The sequence below is a fragment of the Nocardia salmonicida NBRC 13393 genome (genome assembly GCF_001613085.1).
Lineage (GTDB): Bacteria > Actinomycetota > Actinomycetes > Mycobacteriales > Mycobacteriaceae > Nocardia > Nocardia salmonicida.
This window is the reverse complement of sequence record NZ_BDBR01000009.1, coordinates 320720-340132: the sequence shown is the minus strand read 5'-3', so window position 1 is coordinate 340132 and position 19413 is coordinate 320720. Positions and strand designations below refer to the sequence as shown.

7 protein-coding genes are annotated in these 19413 nt (G+C 68.5%); 6 read left to right on the top strand and 1 reads right to left on the bottom strand.

Annotation, left to right across the window (positions count from 1 at the left end; translation table 11 throughout):
• Nucleotides 1-36: 36 nt before the first annotated feature.
• The gene (gene ctaD, locus NS1_RS11410) at nt 37-1779 is read right to left on the bottom strand and encodes an aa3-type cytochrome oxidase subunit I (RefSeq protein ID WP_062983982.1); all 1743 of its coding nucleotides are present in this window, start codon (nt 1777-1779) and stop codon (nt 37-39) included.
• Nucleotides 1780-2077: 298 nt separating this feature from the next.
• Between ctaD and NS1_RS11405 the strand changes: the two genes are divergently transcribed.
• From NS1_RS11405 to NS1_RS11380, 6 genes are all read left to right on the top strand, one after another.
• Nucleotides 2078-2881: a VOC family protein gene (locus NS1_RS11405; RefSeq protein WP_062983980.1), complete on the top strand. Its 804-nt coding sequence runs from the start codon at nt 2078-2080 to the stop codon at nt 2879-2881.
• 144 nt (nt 2882-3025) lie between these two features.
• Nucleotides 3026-3436, top strand: a complete 411-nt coding sequence (locus NS1_RS11400) for an AMP-binding protein (protein WP_062983978.1) — start codon at nt 3026-3028, stop codon at nt 3434-3436.
• Nucleotides 3437-3579: 143 nt separating this feature from the next.
• Nucleotides 3580-16797 (top strand): non-ribosomal peptide synthetase, encoded by a 13218-nt coding sequence (locus NS1_RS11395; protein ID WP_062983976.1) that lies wholly within the window; start codon nt 3580-3582, stop codon nt 16795-16797.
• Nucleotides 16794-17804: a daunorubicin/doxorubicin resistance ABC transporter ATP-binding protein DrrA gene (locus NS1_RS11390; protein ID WP_062983975.1), complete on the top strand. Its 1011-nt coding sequence runs from the start codon at nt 16794-16796 to the stop codon at nt 17802-17804. Before NS1_RS11395 ends, NS1_RS11390 begins: the two co-directional genes overlap by 4 nt.
• Complete coding sequence (locus tag NS1_RS11385; RefSeq protein WP_056812303.1) at nt 17801-18619, top strand: ABC transporter permease; 819 nt, start codon at nt 17801-17803, stop codon at nt 18617-18619. The genes NS1_RS11390 and NS1_RS11385 overlap by 4 nt, the downstream gene beginning before the upstream one ends.
• A complete protein-coding gene (locus tag NS1_RS11380) occupies nt 18619-19407 on the top strand; it encodes an ABC transporter permease (protein ID WP_062983973.1) in 789 nt (262 codons plus the stop codon). The genes NS1_RS11385 and NS1_RS11380 overlap by 1 nt, the downstream gene beginning before the upstream one ends.
• Nucleotides 19408-19413: the final 6 nt, after the last annotated feature.

Genomic DNA, 19413 nt, shown 5'->3' with positions numbered 1-19413 from the left:
ACCCAGCAGGTGCACACCCTGTCGTTCGGTGGTGTCCTACTTCTTCGCGAGCGCGCCTTCTGACACGTGCGTGCTGTGCTTACCCGAGCCCCAGCCGACGTGCGCCTCGGACTTCATCCGCTCGACCATGTGCGGGTAGTGCAGCTCGAACGCGGGACGCTCGGACCGGATGCGCGGCAGCTCGTAGAAGTTGTGGCGCGGCGGCGGGCAAGTGGTGGCCCACTCGAGGGAGTTGCCGTAGCCCCACGGATCGTCGACCGTGACGACCTCGCCGTAGCGGAAGCTCTTGAAGACGTTCCAGATGAACGGCAGCATCGACGAGCCCAGGATGAACGCACCGATCGTGGAGATCGTGTTCAGCGTGGTGAAACCGTCGGACGGCAGGTAGTCGGCGTAGCGACGCGGCATGCCCTCGGCGCCCAGCCAGTGCTGGACCAGGAAGGTGGTGTGGAAGCCGACGAAGGTGGTCCAGAAGTGCCACTTGCCCAGACGCTCGTCCATCATGCGGCCGGTGATCTTCGGGAACCAGAAGTAGATACCCGCGAAGGTCGCGAACACGATGGTGCCGAAGAGCACGTAGTGGAAGTGCGCGACGACGAAGTACGAGTCGGTGACCTGGAAGTCCAGCGGCGGCGAGGCCAGGATGACGCCCGACAGACCACCGAAGAGGAAGGTCACCAGGAAGCCGATCGACCACAGCATCGGTGTCTCGAACGTCAACTGACCGCGCCACATGGTGCCGATCCAGTTGAAGAACTTCACACCGGTCGGGACCGCGATGAGGAAGGTCATGAAGGAGAAGTACGGCAGCAGCACCGCGCCGGTGGCGTACATGTGGTGCGCCCACACCGCGATCGACAGCGCCGCGATACCCAGCGTCGCGTAGACCAGCGTGGTGTAACCGAAGATCGGCTTACGGCTGAACACCGGGAAGATCTCCGACACGATGCCGAAGAACGGCAGCGCGATGATGTAGACCTCGGGATGGCCGAAGAACCAGAACAGGTGCTGGTAGAGCAGGATGCCGCCGGTGGCCGGGTCGTAGATGTGACCGCCCAGGTGGCGGTCGTAGGCCAGACCGAACAGCGCCGCGGTGAGCAGCGGGAACGCGAGCAGCACCAGCACGGAGGTGACCGCGATGTTCCAGGTGAAGATCGGCATGCGGAACATGGTCATACCGGGTGCGCGCAGGCAGACCACGGTGGTGAGCATGTTGACGCCACCGAGGATGGTGCCCAGACCCGACACGGCCAGACCCAGGATCCACAGGTCGGTGCCGACACCGGGCGAGTGCAGGATGTCGCTCAGCGGCACGTAGGCCGTCCAGCCGAAGTCCGCCGCGCCGCCGGGGGTCACGAAGCCCGCGGTCGCCATGGAGGCGCCGAACAGGTACAGCCAGTAGCTGAACGCGTTCAGTCGCGGGAAGGCGACATCGGGGGCGCCGATCTGCAGCGGCAGGACGATGTTGGCGAAGCCGAACACGATCGCCGTCGCGTAGAACAGCAGCATGATCGTGCCGTGCATGGTGAACAGCTGGTTGAACTGTTCGGGCGAGAGGAACTGCAGACCCGGACGTGCGAGCTCACCACGCATGAGCAGCGCCATGAGGCCGCCGATCATGAAGAAGCTGATCGCCGTCACCAGGTACATGGTGCCGAGCACCTTGGGGTCGGTGGTGGTGACCGCCTTGTAGAGGAACGAGCCCTTCGGCCCGGTCCGGGCCGGATACGGTCGAGTCGCTTCCAACTGAGGGACTGGCCTGGGCTCTACCGCAGTCACTGATCCTCCTGAAGATGCCTGTACGTCACTCGCAGCGTCGGCCGTGCCTGAAAGGACGGACAGCAGCAGACATGCGTTGGAGTGAATCGTAAACCGTGCTGCCGCAGCATTCCGCGCGGGTCCTACTCTGTGTCGTATTCGGCGCGCCGTAGTTCGCGATCCCGATCTTCCTCCGCAGGTCGCGTGGGTGCAATGGTTGTCGGCGATGACTTTTCGGCGGTCGGCGCGTCATGATCGATGCCGACACACGAACGTGCCAGCGTCTCGATCGAGCTCCCCCTTCAGCCGAGGAGAAGTCATGTCGTTGACCCCGAAACCCGGTGATCCCACCTGGGTCGATCTGTACACCACCGATCTCGACCGCGCGATCGCCTTCTACGGCGAACTGTTCGGTTGGACCGCCGATCGCGGCGGCGAGGAATTCGGCGGCTACACCACCCTGCGCAAGGACGGCCGGGCGGTGGCGGGCGCGATGGGCCGCCACGACGATCCCGGCGACCCCTATCCCGACCGCTGGACCGTCTATCTGAACTCCCCCGATGCGCTGGCGACGACGGCGAAGACGAGCGCGGCGGGCGGCACTGTGATCGTCGAGCCGATGGCGGTCGCCGATCTCGGATCGATGGCGGTGCTCGCCGATGTCGGCGGCATCGGTGTCGGGGTCTGGCAGGCCGACACCTTCGCCGGCTTCGAAGCGGTCGGCATCGTCGCCGACGGCACCTGGACCGACCATGTCGGCGTCCCGTCCTGGTTCGAGCTGACGACCCGCGCCTACGACGAGTCCCTGGTCTTCTACCGCGACGTCTTCGGCTGGGCCGACACCCTGACGATCGCCGACACCGCGGACTTCCGCTACACCACCATTCACGCCGTCCCGCCCATGGGCGGCGGCGTCCTCGACGCGGGCGGCCACCTCGCCGAGGGCATCCCCGGCTCGTGGACGGTCTATTTCGGCGCCGACGACGTCGACAAGTCCGCCGAGCACGCGGTGGCCCTCGGCGGCACCGTCGCCTTCGAACCCATGAACACCCCCTACGGCCGCCTCGCCGGCCTGATCGACCCCACGGGCGCGCATTTCAGCATCGGCGGAAACGCCCGCTGACCGAGGTTCGACCCCCTAGGGGTGGTAATCGGTCCCCCTTGGAGTCGGCCCACCAACGCTGGGGTTGCTGTCGGGTTCCCCTCTCGAAGACGAGATTAGAGGTGTAGCAAAAACACCCGCCGACAAGCCTTCAAGGGGAATCCGATGAGCACCGTGGTCACCGCACCCGCCGACAACGTCATCCAGCTGCGTCGCCGTTCCGACGCGCCGATCGTCGCGGGGCAGCTCGCCGACGCCGATCTGGATCGTTGGGCGAACCGCCTGGCCCGCGTGCTGCTCGGTCGCGGCGCCGAGGCGGGCGACCGGATCTCCGTCGCGGTCGGTCCCCGGATCGAGGCGGTCGTCGCCGAGGCCGCGGTGCGCAAGATCGGTGCGATCCCGGTGTCGCCTGCCCAGGGTGCCGCGACCGGTTTCGGGATCACCACCAAGGCCGATCGGGCCCAGTTCGCCGACAGCGGCAACTGGCTGGTGCTCGACGATCGCTCGACCCTGCAGCGCTATCTGGTCAGTTCCGACGCGCCGCTGGCGGCCACCGAACTGGCCGCAGTCTCCTGAACCCATTCCGATGTGGTCCGCGCTGGTTCAGAATGAACATAGAGCGCAGTACGCAACGGCGAGTACTACCACCCAGGTAGCTACGCGACGGTCGGGACACATCGTGAACACCGAGCTCGAGACATGAGAACGCAGGTTCGCTCATGATCGCACCAGAAGGCCCTTTTCCGCTGTCCGCCGCCCAGCGCGGCATCTGGTTCGCCCAGCACATCGCGGGCGATACGCCCATCTCCATCGCCCAATACGTCGAATTGTCCGGCGAGATCGACCACACGCTGCTCACCGAGGCGGTCCGGCAGACCGGCCGTGAGTTCGGCACCGGCTACCTGCGACTGGTCGACGTCGACGGCCGGCCACATCAGATCGTCGACCTGTCCCTCGACGACGAGATCGCCCGAGTGGATCTGCGCGACCGCCCCGACCCGGAAGCCGCCGCGCACGCCTGGATGCGGGCCGAGTACACCGCACCGCTGGACGTGATGCGCGACCGATTGGTCCGCCTCGCCATGCTGCGGGTCGCCGAGGACCGCTGGTTCTGGTACGCGCGCATGCACCACATCGTGTTGGACGGGATGGGCGCGCTCGCCCTCGTCCAGCGCACCGGCGAGCTCTACAACGCCGCCTTCGACGGCCGCGAGCCGCCGCCGACCAAAGCCGAGCCGTTGCAGAAGATCGTCGAAGCCGATCTGGCCTACCGGACCTCGACCCGCTTCGCGACCGACCGCGAGTACTGGCGCGACCACCTGGCCGACCTGGCCGATCCGGTTACCCTCGCCGGCCGTGACGCCGAGGTCGACGGCCACCCCAACCGGGTCTCGGGCGCCCTGCCCGCGGAGACGACCGCCCTGCTGGATTCCGTTGCCGCCGCGGTGAACTCGGGCGTCGCGCCCACGGTGGTCGCCGCGTTCGGCGCCTATCTCGCCGCGATGACCGGCGCACCGGAGGTGGTCTTGAGCCTGCCGGTGTCCGCGCGGACCTCGGCGACCCTGCGCCGTTCGGGCGGCATGCTCGCCAATGTCGTGCCGCTGCGGGTCACCCTCGATCCCACGACGACCGTCGGCGCGGCGATCCTGGCGGTGCAGGCCGAACTGACCGGCGCGTTGCGGCGTCAGCGATATCGCCAGGAGGACATCGTCCGCGATCTCGGCTGGGCGATGGACGAGGCGGCGTCGTTCGGTCCTGCCGTGAATCTGATGATGGTGGACACCAGGATCGCGCTCGGCCCGGTGGTCGGACGGCTCAATGTGCTCACCTCGGGCCTGATCGACGACCTGTTCGTCAACCTGTACCCCGGCGTGGGCGGCGAGAGCACCCACATCGATCTACAGGGCAACGGCAATCTCTACAGCGACGCCGAGCTGGCGGCCCACCACGCTCGCTTCCTGATGTTCCTGCACCGATTTCTCGTCGCGGGACCCGATGCCCCACTGTCGACGGTGCCGGTCCTCTCGGCCGCCGAGCAGGCGGCCTCGGTGCCCGCGCGTGGCCCGGCCGGGGTCGAGCCGAAGACCCTGCCCGAGATCCTCGCCGCGGGCGCCGCGATCGATCCGGACGCTGTCGCCCTGCGCTGGGGTGCCGACGACACCCTGAGCTACCGCGAAGTAGACGAGTACACGAATCGCCTGGCCCGCCTGCTGATCGCCGCGGGCGCCGGCCCCGAACACGGTGTCGCGCTGTCTATTCCGCGCTCCGCGGAATCGGTGCTCGCCACGATCGCGGTGGCCAAGACGGGCGCGCCGTTCGTCCCGATCGATCCGACCTATCCCGATGACCGGATCGAGCACATGATCGACGACAGCGGTGTCGTCACCGGCTTGACCGTCACCCAGGTCCGTAAGTCCCTGCCCGACAAGGTCGATTGGCTCGCACTCGACGCCGAAACCACTGTCGCGGACCTCGCCGCACAGGACGTCGCCCCGATCACCGATGCCGAGCGAACCGCCGCGATCGGGCTCGATCAGGTCGCCTACATCATCTACACCTCCGGGTCGACCGGGCTGCCCAAGGGCGTCCTGGTCTCGCATCGCGGCCTGGCGAATCTCGCCGCGAGTTCGGGGGCCGGATTCGGCGTCGACGCCGACTCCGTCGTCGCCCACGCGGTGTCGCCGAGCTTCGATATCTCCGTCGAGGAGATCCTGGTGACCCTGGCGGCCGGTGCCACCCTCGCGGTGGTCCCGCCGTCGGCGTACGCGGGTGAGGACATGGCGCAGGTGTTGCGCACGCATCGCGTCACCCATCTCAATGTCACCCCGGCCGTCGTCGGTTCCCTGGACCCGGCGACCCTGCCCGATCTGCGCACGATCGTCGTCGGCGGCGACGCCTGCCCGCCGGAGCTGGTGTCGAAGTGGGCAGGGCGCGCCCTGATCAACGGCTACGGCCCCACCGAAACCACCGTCACCACGACCCTGACCGAACCGCTGGTCCCCGGCGCCCCGGTGACGATCGGCAGCCTCGTCCGTGGCGTGTCGGGTCTGGTGCTCGACTCCTGGCTGCGACCGGTCCCCGCGGGAACCGTGGGCGAGCTGTATCTCGCCGGGCCGGGCGTCGCGCGTGGCTACCACCGGCGCAGCGGCTTGGCCGCGAGCCGGTTCGTCGCGAACCCGCACGCGCCCGGCGAGCGGATGTATCGCACCGGCGATCTGGTGCGGTGGACCGACCGCGACCGGCGATTCACCCTGGAATACCAGGGCCGCAGCGACTTCCAGGTGAAGGTGCGCGGCTACCGGATCGAGCTGGGCGAGATCGACGCCGCGTTGCAGCGACTTCCCGAGATCGATTTCGCGATCACCCTCGGCGTCGAGACCGCCACCGGCGCGACCGCGCTCGTCTCCTACCTCACGACCGAGCCGGGCGCCGAGGTCCATCCCGAAGCGGTGAAAGCCGCTGTCGGTGAACGTCTTCCGGCCTACATGGTGCCCGCCGTGGTGATGGTTCTCGACGAGGTTCCGCTCACCCCCCTCGGCAAGGTGGACCGAAAGGCCTTGCCCGCACCGGATTTCACCGCCCGCACCGTCACGAGCCGCGCGCCGTCCACGCCGCGCGAGCAGACTCTGGCAGCCCTGTTCGCCGAAGTACTCGGACTCGACACCGTCGGGGTCGACGAGAGTTTCTTCGCCCTCGGTGGCGACAGCATCGTTTCCATCCAGCTGGTCTCGCGCGCGAAGGCCGCCGGTATCTCGTTCAGCGCCCGCGATGTCTTCGAACGCAAGACGGTCGCCGCGCTGGCCGCGGTCGCGGACGAGACCGAGGTCGTGGTGGTGGACGAACTGCCGGGTGGCGGCGTCGGCGCGGTGGAGCTCACCCCGATCGTGCACGCGATGGTCGAGCACGGCGACACCTGGGGTCGCTACGGGCAGGCCGTGCTCATCGGGCTGCCCGCCGACTTCGACCGCCCGAGGCTCGCCGCGGCGCTACAGGTCCTGCTCGAACACCACGATCTGCTCCGTTCGTCGCTGCGCCGAACGTCTGATGGCTGGGAATGGATTGTCGCCGAACGTGGTTCGGTCGACGCCGCGACGCTGATCGACGTGGTCCGAGCCGACACCGACGACAGGGTCGACCGGGCCCTCCAGGATGCCGCGGATCGCCTGGATCCCACCGTGGGCGCTGTTGCCCGATTCGTCATGATCGAACGCGCCGACGCCGACCCACTGTGCTGGCTGGTCCTGCACCACCTGGTCACCGATGGCGTCTCGTGGCGAATCCTGCTGCCGGACTTGGCCACCGCGGCCTTCGGCGGCGCACTCGACCCCGTCGGCACCTCCTTCCGCCGCTGGGCGCACGGCCAGGTCGAGAACGCCGCCTCGCGCATCGACGAACTGCCGATCTGGCAGCGAATCCTGGCCACACCCGATCCGTCCTTCGCCCTCGCCTCACAGCCCGCCACCTTCGATCCGGCCGTCGACGTGGTCACCACCATGGCGCAATGGCAGACGACGGTGCCGGCCGACCTCGCACACACCGTGCTGCACGCGGTGCCCGAGCAATTCCATTGCGGCGCGGACGAAGTGCTCCTCGCGGCGCTCGCCATGGCCGTGTGCCGGTGGCGCGAACGCACCGGCGCCCTGCTGACGCTGGAGGGCCACGGCCGCAGTGAATCCCTGCTGCCCGGCGCCGATGTCGCGCGCACCGTCGGCTGGTTCACCAGCGTGTATCCGGTCGCGCTCGACCTGACCGAGATCGATCTCGGCGACGCGTTCGCCGGTGGACGCGCGGCGGGTTCGGCGATCAAGGTGACCAAGGAGCAGTTGCGGTCGGTCCCCGATCGCGGTGTCGGCTTCGGCCTGCTGCGCTATCTCGACGACGAGACCGCCGCGGCGCTGGCGGACGCGCCGACACCCCAGCTGAGCTTCAACTATCTCGGTAGGGCGGTGACCGGCAGCGATCCCTGGGTACCGCAACGCTTCGCCGCGACCAACGACGACCGCGCGCCGCTGGCCGCTGTCGTCGATATCAACGCGGTGCTCACCGATGCCGGATTGGAGGTCACCTGGGCCTACGCGAGCAGGTTGCTCGATGAGGCCGAGGTGCGCGAGTTGGCCGAGCTGTGGTCGCAGGCCCTGCGCGCGCTGGTCACCCACGCCGGATCCGGCGACGCGGGCGGCCGTACCCCCTCGGACTTCGAGCTCGTCATGGTCGATCAGCCACAGATCGAACGCTGGGAGCACACCTACCCGAAGCTCACCGATGTCTGGCCGCTGTCACCGCTGCAATACGGCCTACTCTTCCACGCGCTCTACGACTCCGACACCGCCGACGGCTACACGGTCCAATCGCTGCTCACCCTGGCTGGCACGGTCGACGCCACCCGGCTGCGCGGCGCGGCACAGGCGCTGATCGATCGGCACGAGAATCTGCGCGTGGCCTTCGTCGAGACCGACGACGGACCCCGCCAACTGGTCCTGTCTTCGGCCGAGATCCGCTGGCACGACATCGATCTCACCGAGATCGCCGACGACGAGCAGCGAGCGCGCGAACTCGACCGGGTGATCGAACTCGACGCGCTGACCCGCTTCGACCTGACCAATCCCCCGCTGCTGCGCTTCACGCTGATCAGGACCGCCCCGGAGCACTTCCGGCTCGTGATGACCAATCACCATCTGGTGCTCGACGGTTGGTCGACACCGCTGCTGGTTCGGGAACTGCTCACCCTGTATGTCACCGCGGGCGACGCGTCGATGTTGCCGCCCGCCCGGTCCTACCGCGAATTCCTGTCCTGGCTCGAAGACCAGGACGCCCAAGCCTCGCTGGACGCGTGGAAACTGGCCCTCTCCGGGATCGACACGCCGACCCGAGCCGTCCCCACGCTCGCGGGGATCGAGTCGACCGAGACCGGGATGCTCTCGCACGATCTGTCCGCCGACACGGTCGCGGTCCTCGAGTCGGCCGCCAGGGCAGCGGGTGCGACCGTGAACACCCTGGTCCAGGCCGGCTGGTCGATGCTGCTGGCCATGCTCACCGGCCGCACCGATGTGGTCTTCGGCGCCACGGTGTCCGGTCGGCCGCCGGAACTGCCCGGGGTCGAGGAGATGGTCGGGCTGTTCATCAACACCGTGCCGGTGCGGGTGACACTGGATCCGTCGGAGAGGGTTTCCGATCTGCTCGCACGCGTGCAGGCTGAACAAGCGCGGCTCATGGACCACCAGCACGTCGGCCTCGCCGCCATCCACCGCGCCGTCGGTCTGGCCGAATTGTTCGACACCCTTACCGTTTTCGAGTCCTACCCCATCGATCGCGAGGCGCTGTCCCAAGCCCTGGATATCGCGGGCATGCGAGTGCTCGATATCGAGGGCACCGACGCGACGCCGTACCCGTTGAACCTCATGGTGATTCCGCTGCGCGGCGAGGCCGGTGCCGGCGATGCCCTGCGCATCACGGTGAAGTTCATGGCCGATCAGCTGGAACACACTGCGGCGCAGTCACTCCTCGACCGCTTCATCCGACTCCTCGCCCAACTCGGCGAGAACCCACATGCGATGGTGTCGCAGCTGCGGTCCTGCAGCGATGCCGAAACGGCCACGCTCGCACCGGTTCACGGCCCACCGCCGCTGCCGATGCGCACACTGGCCGACGTCCTCACGGCGGGCGCGCGCATCGACCCCGACGCGATCGCGGTCAGCGCGGGAGAGCTGCGGATGAGCTACGGCGAACTCGACGCCTGGTCCAATCGGTTCGCCCGGGTCCTGCTCCGGCGCGGGATCGGCCCCGAGGTGTTCGTGGTGCTCGCGCTGACCCGGTCACTGGAATCGGTAGTCGCCGTGTGGGCGCTGGCCAAGACCGGTGCGGCGTTCGTTCCGCTGGATCCGAGCTATCCGGTGGAACGGATCGAGCACATGCTCACCGATTCGAAGGCCCCGATCGGCGTCACAGTGACGGCCACCGGCGACGACCTGCCCGGGTCCATCGACTGGCTGCTGCTCGACGACCTGAACACTATGCGCCGCGCCATGCTGGTCTCCGACGCGCCGATCACCGACGACGAACGCGGCGGCGCAATCGATATCGATCACACCGCCTACCTGATCTACACCTCCGGTTCCACCGGCAAGCCCAAGGCGGTGTTGCTCAGCCACCGCGGTATCGCCAATCTCGTCACCGCCCAGCGGGAAACCCTGGCACTCGACCCGTCTGCCAGCGCGTTGCAGGTCGCCTCCCCCAGTTTCGACGCCTCCGTCTTCGAAATGCTGACCGCGCACGCGGCGGGTGGACGCCTGGTCGTGTCGCCGCCGGAGGTCTACGGCGGCGCCGAACTCGAGACGCTGCTGCGCACCGAGCGGGTCACCCACGCGGTGATCACCCCGTCGGCGCTGGCAACGATGGAACCCACCGATCTCACCGATCTGCGGGTGCTGTCGGTGGCCGGCGAGGCGGCCACCCCCGAGCTCATCGAGAAGTGGGCCGAGGGCAGGCGGATGGTGAACCTCTACGGCCCCACCGAGTTCAGCATCTGGGCGACCGGCCCCGCCGAGCTGGTCGCGGGCGAGCCGGTGACCATCGGCGGACCGATTCGTGGTGCGGCGCTGGTGGTCCTGGACAGCTGGTTGCGGCCGGTGCCGATCGGCATCGCGGGCGAGCTGTATCTGGCCGGTCCCGCGCTGGCACGTGGCTACTTCAACCGGTTCGAGATGACCGCGAGCCGGTTTGTCGCCAACCCCTTCGGCATCGCCGGGGAACGCATGTACCGGACCGGTGACATGGTGCGCTGGGTCGCGGGCGACAATGACGTGCTCACCCTGGAATACTTGGGCCGCAGCGACTTCCAGGTCAAGATTCGCGGCCTGCGGATCGAACTCGGTGAGATCGACGCGGTGCTCTCGCGCGTCGACGAGGTGGACTACGCGGTGACGATCGGGCGCGAAGGACCGGCGGGCGCCACCGTGCTCGTGTCCTACGTGCTTCCCGTGCCGACTGTCGAACTCGACACCGAGCGACTGCGCGCGCAGGTGGCGGCGGAACTGCCCGGGTACATGGTGCCCGCCTATGTCGTTGTCCTGGAGGACATCCCGCTCACCCCCGTCGGCAAGCTGGACCGCAAAGCCCTTCCGATACCGGACTTCTCGGTGACCCAGCAGTCCTATCTCGCGCCGCGCACACCGATCGAACAGGCCGTCGCCGAGGTGTTCGCCGAGGTACTCGGCAGCGAGCGGGTGAGCGTCGACCAGTCCTTCTTCGAGCTCGGCGGCAACTCGCTGAGTGCGACAAAGGTGGTGGCCCGGGTCAATTCGGCACTCGGGTCCGGCATCGCCCTGCGTGATCTGTTCGACGCACCGAGCGTCGCCCAGCTGTCCTCGCGGGTCGTCCCCACCGCCGAGGGCAGCGCGGGTCGCCCGGCCCTCGCCCCGCGCCCGCGCCCCGACCGCATCCCGCTGTCCCCCGCCCAGCAGCGGATGTGGGTGCTCAACCAGCTCGACCCGGAGTCGTCGGCCTACAACATCGCGATCGCCCTTCGCCTCACCGGATCACTGGACGTGGAGGCCATGCGCCGAGCACTCGCCGACGTGGTCGAACGCCAGGAAAGCCTGCGCACGCGCTATCCCGCCGACTCCGAAGGCCCACGCCAGGTCGTCGTCGGCATCGACGGCTCCACCCCCGCGATGCCGCTGATCGATACCGAAGACGGTGCGCCACTGCGGGATCGGATCAACGAACTGGCGGGAACCGGATTCGATCTCACCCGTGAGCCCCCGTTGCGGGTCGGCCTGTACCGCCTCACCGGTGCGGCCTCCGCCGGCTCCGCCAACGGCTCCCATGCCGCCCAGCAGCATGTTGTCGTCCTCGTGGTGCACCACATCAGCGCCGACGGCGCGTCGATGGCGCCGTTGGCCACCGACCTGGTGGCCGCGTACTCGGCGCGGGTATCGGGCGCGGCACCCAGCCGACCTGCGCTCGCCGTGCAGTACGCCGACTTCGCCCTGTGGCATCGCGAACTGCTCGGCACCGGCACGGAAGCGGACTCCGTCGCCGCACAGCAGATCCAGTATTGGCGCGAGAACCTCGCCGACGCCCCGGACGCCCTGGAACTGCCCAGCGATCGCCCCCGCCCCGCGGTGCAGTCGATGCGCAGTGACGACGTCGACTTCACCGTCGACGCACCGACCCATCGCGCGTTGATCGACTTCGCCGCCGCGAACAACGTCAGCGTGTTCATGGTGGTCCACGCCGCACTCGCGGTCCTGCTGGCCCGGCTCGGCGGCACCGGCGACGTCGTCATCGGCACCCCGATCGCGGGTCGCGGCGAAGCCGCCCTCGACGACCTCGTCGGCATGTTCGTGAACACCCTGGCCCTGCGCACGCCGGTCGATCCCGGCACCGGCTTCCGGCAACTGCTCGCGACGGTCCGCTCCACCGATCTCGACGCCTTTGCCCACGCCGACGTGCCGTTCGAGCAGCTCGTCGGGGCACTCGACCCCACCCGGTCGACCGCCCACCACCCGCTGTTCCAGGTATCGCTGTCGCTGCAGAACTTCATCGAGCCGGTGCTCGAACTGCCCGGACTCCGCTTCGAAGTCGAGGACTTCGACCGCCGCTCCTCGGCCTTCGACCTCACGCTCGACCTGCGCGAACGGTTCGGCGAAACAGGACCCGAAGGCATCGACGGCGTCCTGACCTACGCGACGGACCTGTTCGACGCGAGCACGGTCGCCGCGTTCGCGACACGATGGCGGCAAGTCCTGTCCACCGTCCTCGCCGACATCGACATCCGCCTCGCCGATATCGACATCCTCGCCGAAGCCGAACGCGCGGAGCTGATTCCGGTCCGCGGTCCCGCCACCGCGGGAACGACCACCCTGGCCGAGCTGCTCACCGCCACCGCCAGCGCGTTCCCCGACCGGCCCGCGCTGGTCACCGGCGCCACCGCGCGGATACCCGGCACCACCACCTACCGCGCGCTGCACGCCCGGTCGAACCAGCTGGCCAGGCTGCTGATCGAGGCGGGGGCCCATACCGAAACCGTGGTAGCGCTCGGCCTGCCCCGCTGCGCCGAGCTGCACACCGGCATCTGGGCAGCGGCGAAGGTGGGCGCGGCCTTCCTGCCGGTCGACCCGAAGCATCCGGCGGACCGCATCGACCACATGCTCACCGATTCCGGTGCCCAGGTCGGGATCACCCTCGCCGAATACCGACCACAGCTTTCCGACACCACCCGCTGGTTGATCCTCGACGACGCCGAGTTCGCCGCGCGCCTGGACGCCACCGATGACGCCGACCTCACCACCGAGGACCTGCCGGTCCCGATCAGGGTCGAGAACCCGGCCTGGATGATCTACACCTCCGGCTCCACCGGCACTCCCAAGGGCGTCACCGTCACCCATCGCGGCCTGGCCGACCTGGTCGCCGCCCAGCGCGCCGACCTCACCCTCGACGAACACGCCCGGGTATTGCAGGTCGCCTCACCGAGTTTCGACGCGTCGATCTTCGAGGCGCTCATGGCATTCGGCGGCGGCGGGGCCTCGGTGATCGCCCCGCCGGAGGTCTTCGGCGGCGCGCCGCTCGCGGAACTGATCGCCGCCGAGTCGGTCACCCACATGGTGATCACGCCGTCGGCACTGGCCACCATCGATTCCGCCGAGGTGTCGAGCCTTCGGGTCCTCGCGGTCGCGGGTGAGGCGGTCGGCCCCGATCTGGTCGCCCGCTGGTGCGACGCGGGCGGTCGCACGATGGTGAACCTGTACGGCCCGACCGAATACACCATCTGGGCAACAGGATCCGAGCCGCTCTCCGCCACCGCACCGGTCACCATCGGCACTCCCGTTCGCGGTGCGGCGGTACTGGTCCTCGACGACCGACTGCGCCCCGTACCGGTCGGCGTCGCGGGCGAGCTGTACCTCGCGGGCACCGCCCTCGCGCGGTGCTACCACGCCCGGCCGAGCTTGACCGCAGCGCGATTCGTCGCCGACCCGTTCGGCGGCTCCGGTGAACTCCTTTATCGCACAGGCGATCTGGTGCGGTGGATTCGCAGGCCCGCCGGATTGGCGCTGGAATACCTCGGTCGCACCGACTTCCAGGTGAAGGTACGTGGCCAGCGCATCGAACTCGGCGAGATCGACGCGGTGCTCGGCGCCATCGATGGTGTCGATCTCGCTGTGACACTGGGCATTCCGGGTCCGACCGGTTCCACCACCCTCGCCGCCTACCTGGTGCGGATGCCCGGCGCCGAGCTCGATATCGCGCACATCCGTGCCACGGCGGCCGACGCCCTGCCCGCCTATATGCTCCCCGCCGCCTTTGTCGTCCTGGACGAGATCCCCATCAACGCGGTCGGCAAGCTCGATCGAAAAGCACTGCCGGAACCGGTGTTCGTCACCGACGACACCCCGTACCGCGCCCCGGAGACGCCGACCGAACTGGTGCTCGCCGAGGTCTTCGCCGAACTGCTCGGCCGCGCGCAGGTCGGCATCGACGACTCCTTCTTCGCCCTCGGCGGCGACAGCATCCTCGCCATCCAGCTGGTCACCCAGGCGAAGCTGCGCGGGGTGCACTGCACACCGCTGCAGGTGTTCGAACACCGCACGGTCGCGGCGCTGGGCGCGGTTGTCGATTCCGCCGAGACGTTCGAGGCACTCGAGGAACTGCCCGGCGGCGGCACCGGCGACCTGCCACTCACCCCGATCGTCCGGTACATGATCGAACGCGGCGGCGATTTCGACCGGTTCGCCCAAACAGCGGTCTTGGAACTGCCGATCGGCATCGACCGCGCGCAACTCGTCACCACACTCACCGCCGCGATCGACCGACACGACATGCTGCGGGCACGCCTGTGGGCAGACGACGACGGCTGGCGGCTACAGGTGGCCGACCCCGGCTCGGTGGACGTCGACGCACTCGTGCACCGCACGGCCTTCGACGCCACCGACTCGATCGACCTGCGCGAATACGCGCAGACCGAACTCGACTCCGCGATGAACCGCCTGCGTCCCGCCGACGGCGTCGTACTCCAATTCGTCTGGCTCGATCCCGTCGGCGACGCCGGTTCACACACCCGACCGGGACGCCTGATCGTCGTCGCACACCACCTCGCGATCGACAGCGTCTCCTGGCGGATTCTGGTGCAGGACTTGATCACCGTCTGGGCCCAGGTAGCGGCGGGCGCCACCCCGGCACTGCCCGAGATCGGCACCTCGATGCGGCGCTGGTCGCATGCGCTGACCGAGCAGGCCCGGTCCGAGGGGCGCCTGGCCGAACTCCCGTACTGGCAACAGGTGGTGAACGGCCCCGACCCGCTGCTCGGTGCCCGCCACCTCGATCCGGCCATCGACCAGGGGCGGACGGTCCGCCGCCTCGACATCGAGGTCGACGAGAACACCACCACAGCTCTGCTCACCACCCTGCCCCGCCTGTTCCACGGCAGCGTCACCGACGCGCTGTTGGCCACTCTGGCACTGGCGCTGGTGCGATGGCGTGCGCGCAGAGGCGTGGACGAACCCTCGGCGCTGCTGCGCCTGGAAGGACATGGCAGGCAGGAGGAAGTCGTGCCCGGCGCCGACCTGTCCCGGACCATCGGCTGGTTCACGAACCTGTACCCGGTACGTCTCGACCTCGCCGACATCGACGTCGAGGACGCCCTGTCCGGCGGACCCGCCATGGGCACGGCCATCCGCCGAGCCAAGCACGACCTCGCCGCGGTTCCGGACAAGGGCATCGGATTCGGTCTGCTGCGCTATCTGAATCCCGAAGCAGCCGAACAACTCCCGGCGCGGCTCCCCGGTCAGATCTGCGTGAACTATCTCGGCAGGCACACCTCGGTCGACACACCCGCCGGACTGGAGGGCTTGGGCTGGCTACCCACCGACGCGCTCGGCGATCTCGAGGCGGCCGAACACCCAGAGGTACCGATCATGTCGGCGATCGATATCAACGCGATGGTGGTCGGCGACCGCCTCCAGGCCGACTTCGGTTACGCGGCTCGGCTTCTGGCCCGCGAAGATGTCGCCGACCTCGCGAATCTGTGGGTCGAGGCGCTCGGCGCGGCAGCACGATTCGCCGAAACCCCTGCTGCCCAGGCCGCTTCGGCCGACGAAGCCGCCGCCATGACCGCGCACACGGCGGCGATCGCGGAGCCGGGGCCGAGCGGCCTCGGCCTCGATGTGCTGCTTCCGATCCGACCGGGCGGGGATCGACCCGCACTGTTCTGCGTCCACTCCTCCTCCGGAATGTCCTGGAGCTACCTGGGATTGGCCGAACAGCTACGGCCGGGGCGACCGATCTACGGACTCCAGGCCCCCGACCTCAGCGGTCGCGAGCCGTCGGCACGCTCGATCGAGGAATTCGCCCAGCGCTACGTGCGCGAGATCCGCGCGGTGCAGCCGAGGGGCCCCTATCACCTGCTCGGTTGGTCGTTCGGCGGTCTCATCGCCCAGGCGATGGCGGTGGAACTGTCCGCCGCGGGCGAGCAGGTGGGGGTCGTCGCGCTCCTGGACACCGACACCGCCGATATCGACGGCGACACCATCGAGCGGTTGTCGGCGGGCGCGTTCATCAACACCTTCGGCGCCGTCTTCGGCATCGACGACGTCCCCGCCGAGTCGAGCGCCGAGGAGGCGGCCGAGCTCATCACCGCCCGGCTCGGCGGGGTCGAACTCGTCGACGCGGCGACGATCGAGCGAATGGCGGGCTCCTACAACGCCTCCGCGGGCACGCGGACCGGATATCAGCGGCCGGTCTACCACGGTGACGTCGTCTATTTCAGCGCCACGGTGGACCCCGCCGAATGGATGGGGCCCGACGGTTGGCGGGCCTACGTCACCGGCGACATCACCAACCACGACGTCGATGTGACCCACGACGAACTGACCAATCCCTATGCACTGTCGGTGATCTCACCATTGCTCGACGACCACTTGGAAGCAGGAGACCGGATATGAGCGTCGAAAACACTCTCGTGCAGAGCAACCCGCGCACCGGTGGTGTCGTGGTCGAAGGGATCGAGAAGTCCTTCGGCGACGTCCACGCCCTACGCGGTGTCGATTTCGAGGCCGCCCCCGGTGAGGTGCTCGGCATCCTCGGTCCCAACGGCGCGGGCAAGACGACCATGGTGAACATCCTGTCCACCCTCGTCACGCCCGACAGCGGTCGGGCGGTGGTGGCCGGCCACGATGTCGTCGACGACCCGGCCGCGGTCCGCAAACGCATCATGCTGACCGGGCAGTACGCCGCGCTCGACGACATGCTCAGCGGCTACGAGAACCTGGTCATGTTCGGCAGACTGATGGGGCTGCGCAAACCGGCGGCGCAGGCCAGGGCCAGAGAACTGCTCGGCGAATTCGACCTGGAGAAGGCGGCGAACCGGCGCGTCGGCACCTACTCGGGCGGCATGCGCCGCCGCATCGACATCGCCTGCGGGCTGGTGGTGCGACCCGATGTCGTCTTCCTCGACGAGCCGACCACCGGACTCGACCCCCGCAGCAGGCAGGGCGTCTGGGACCTGGTGCGCGGCTTCAAGACCGCGGGCATCACCACCCTGCTCACCACCCAGTATCTGGAGGAAGCCGATGCGCTCAGCGATCAGATCATCGTGATCGATCACGGCGTGGTGATCGCCTCCGGCACCGCGGACGAGTTGAAACATCGCACCGGCGGCAGCTACTGCGAGATCGTGCCGCTGGACCTGGAAGGGTTGCCGACCATCGTCGCCGCGCTCGGCTCGCTGCTTCCCGCGGAGAACCTGGCCGCGCTCACTCCCGAATCGGACCGCATCACCATCCCCGCGCCCGACGGTGCCAAAACGCTCGCCGAGGCCCTGCGCCGACTCGACAGCGCCTCGGTCGAACTCGTCGACATCGCCCTGCGCAGGCCCTCGCTCGACGATGTGTTCCTGCAGCTCACCGGTCATCTGGCCTCGAACGAGGACGATTCGAAGGCCACGGCATGACCGCCGCCACCTGGAACACCTCCGCGCGCGCGACACCGGAGACGGTGCAGCAGTGGTGGGTCCTGAGCACCCGGCTGATCGTGCCCTCGATCAAATCCGGCGAGTTCCTCGCCTCGGTACTCGCACCCGCGGCCTTCACGGCCAGCTTCTATATCCCGCTGAAAACCGTGATGACGTTCTCCGGCAACGGTTTCAGCAGCTACGCCCAGTACATGATGCCGCTGGTGATCCTGCAGGCCGCCGCGTTCACCGCCATCTCGGCGGCGTTCCGTTCGGCCACCGATTCCGTGGCCGGCCTCAACCGCCGCTTCGGCGCGATGCCGCTGCGCCCGCTGGTTCCGGTCGCAGCACGGATGTCGGCCAACCTGTTCCGGCTGCTCATCTCGTTGGCCGCGGGGATCGCCGCGGGCTATGTGATCGGTTTCCGGTTCCGGCTCGACGCCATGCACACTCTCGGGTATCTGGCGTTCTCGGTCCTCATCGGACTCGCGTTCACCCTCGGCGCGGATGTGATCGGCACGCTGTCCAAGAGCCCCGAAGCCACCTCGCAGGCACTGCTGCTACCCCCGCTGATCTTCGGTATGCTCTCGACCGGGCTCGCCCCCGCCAGCCAGTTCCCGGAGTGGATCCAGTGGTTCGTCCGCAATCAACCGGTCTCCCAGTTCGCGATCGTGTTGCGCGCGCTGGCCGGTGACACCCTGGGCAATGCCGGGACGGTGACCTGGTCGCTGGTGACCCCGTCGCTGCTGTGGCTTGCCGGGATGCTGGCGATCTGCACGCCGGTGGCCATCCGGCTGAGTTCGAGGAGGGCCTGATGGCGGAACAACTCGAGACCTCGGCGGTGTCGCTGCTGCGGCACACGCTGATCCAGACCGAACGGCTGCTGGTGCGCTGGGCACGCAACCCGGTCACGCTACTGGAGACCCTGTTCATCCCGTGTCTGCTGCTGATGATGCTCAACATCGTGGTGGGCGGACAGATCGAGAAGTTCACCGGTGACGATGCCCTCTACGGCTCGGTCCCGATGGTCGCCCTTGTCGGCGCGCTGTCCGGCGCCGTGGCCAGTGGCGTGCTGCTCGGCCGGGAACGCGACGCCGGCCTGCTGGCCAAATTCTGGGTGCTGCCCGTGCATCGTGCCTCGGGCCTGATCTCGCGCATCCTCGCCGAGGGCTGCCGCATCCTGCTGGGCACCGTGACGGTGCTGATCGTCGGCTATCTGCTGGGCTTCCGCTTCCACCACGGTCCACTGGCCGCCTTGGTATTCCTGGCGATCCCCGTGGTGTTCGGACTCGCCTTCGCCACCATGGTCACCGCCGTCGCCGTCTACAGCGCGAAGGCCTCACTGGTCGAGGGCATCACGATCCTCGCCTCGCTGATGATGTTCTTCAGCACCGGATTCGTGCCGCTCGTCGCCTTCCCGACCTGGATTCAGCCGGTGGTCGCCAACCAGCCGATGTCGGTGGCCGTCGACGCGATGCGCGGCCTGGCCGATGAGGGTCCCATCGCCCGGCCCCTGCTGCTCACCCTCGCCTGGTCCGGCGCGGCCCTGCTGTTGTTCGCCGTGCCCGCGGCCATCGGCTTCCGGCGCGCGAGCCGCCGGTAGTCCGGC

What these genes read in the sequence shown, in the direction of transcription:
- NS1_RS11380 (WP_062983973.1), top strand. Translation starts at nt 18,619, where the DNA reads ATGGCGGAACAACTCGAGACCTCGGCGGTGTCGCTGCTGCGGCACACG.
- NS1_RS11400 (WP_062983978.1), top strand. Translation starts at nt 3,026, where the DNA reads ATGAGCACCGTGGTCACCGCACCCGCCGACAACGTCATCCAGCTGCGT.
- NS1_RS11405 (WP_062983980.1), top strand. Translation starts at nt 2,078, where the DNA reads ATGTCGTTGACCCCGAAACCCGGTGATCCCACCTGGGTCGATCTGTAC.
- NS1_RS11395 (WP_062983976.1), top strand. Translation starts at nt 3,580, where the DNA reads ATGATCGCACCAGAAGGCCCTTTTCCGCTGTCCGCCGCCCAGCGCGGC.
- NS1_RS11390 (WP_062983975.1), top strand. Translation starts at nt 16,794, where the DNA reads ATGAGCGTCGAAAACACTCTCGTGCAGAGCAACCCGCGCACCGGTGGT.
- NS1_RS11385 (WP_056812303.1), top strand. Translation starts at nt 17,801, where the DNA reads ATGACCGCCGCCACCTGGAACACCTCCGCGCGCGCGACACCGGAGACG.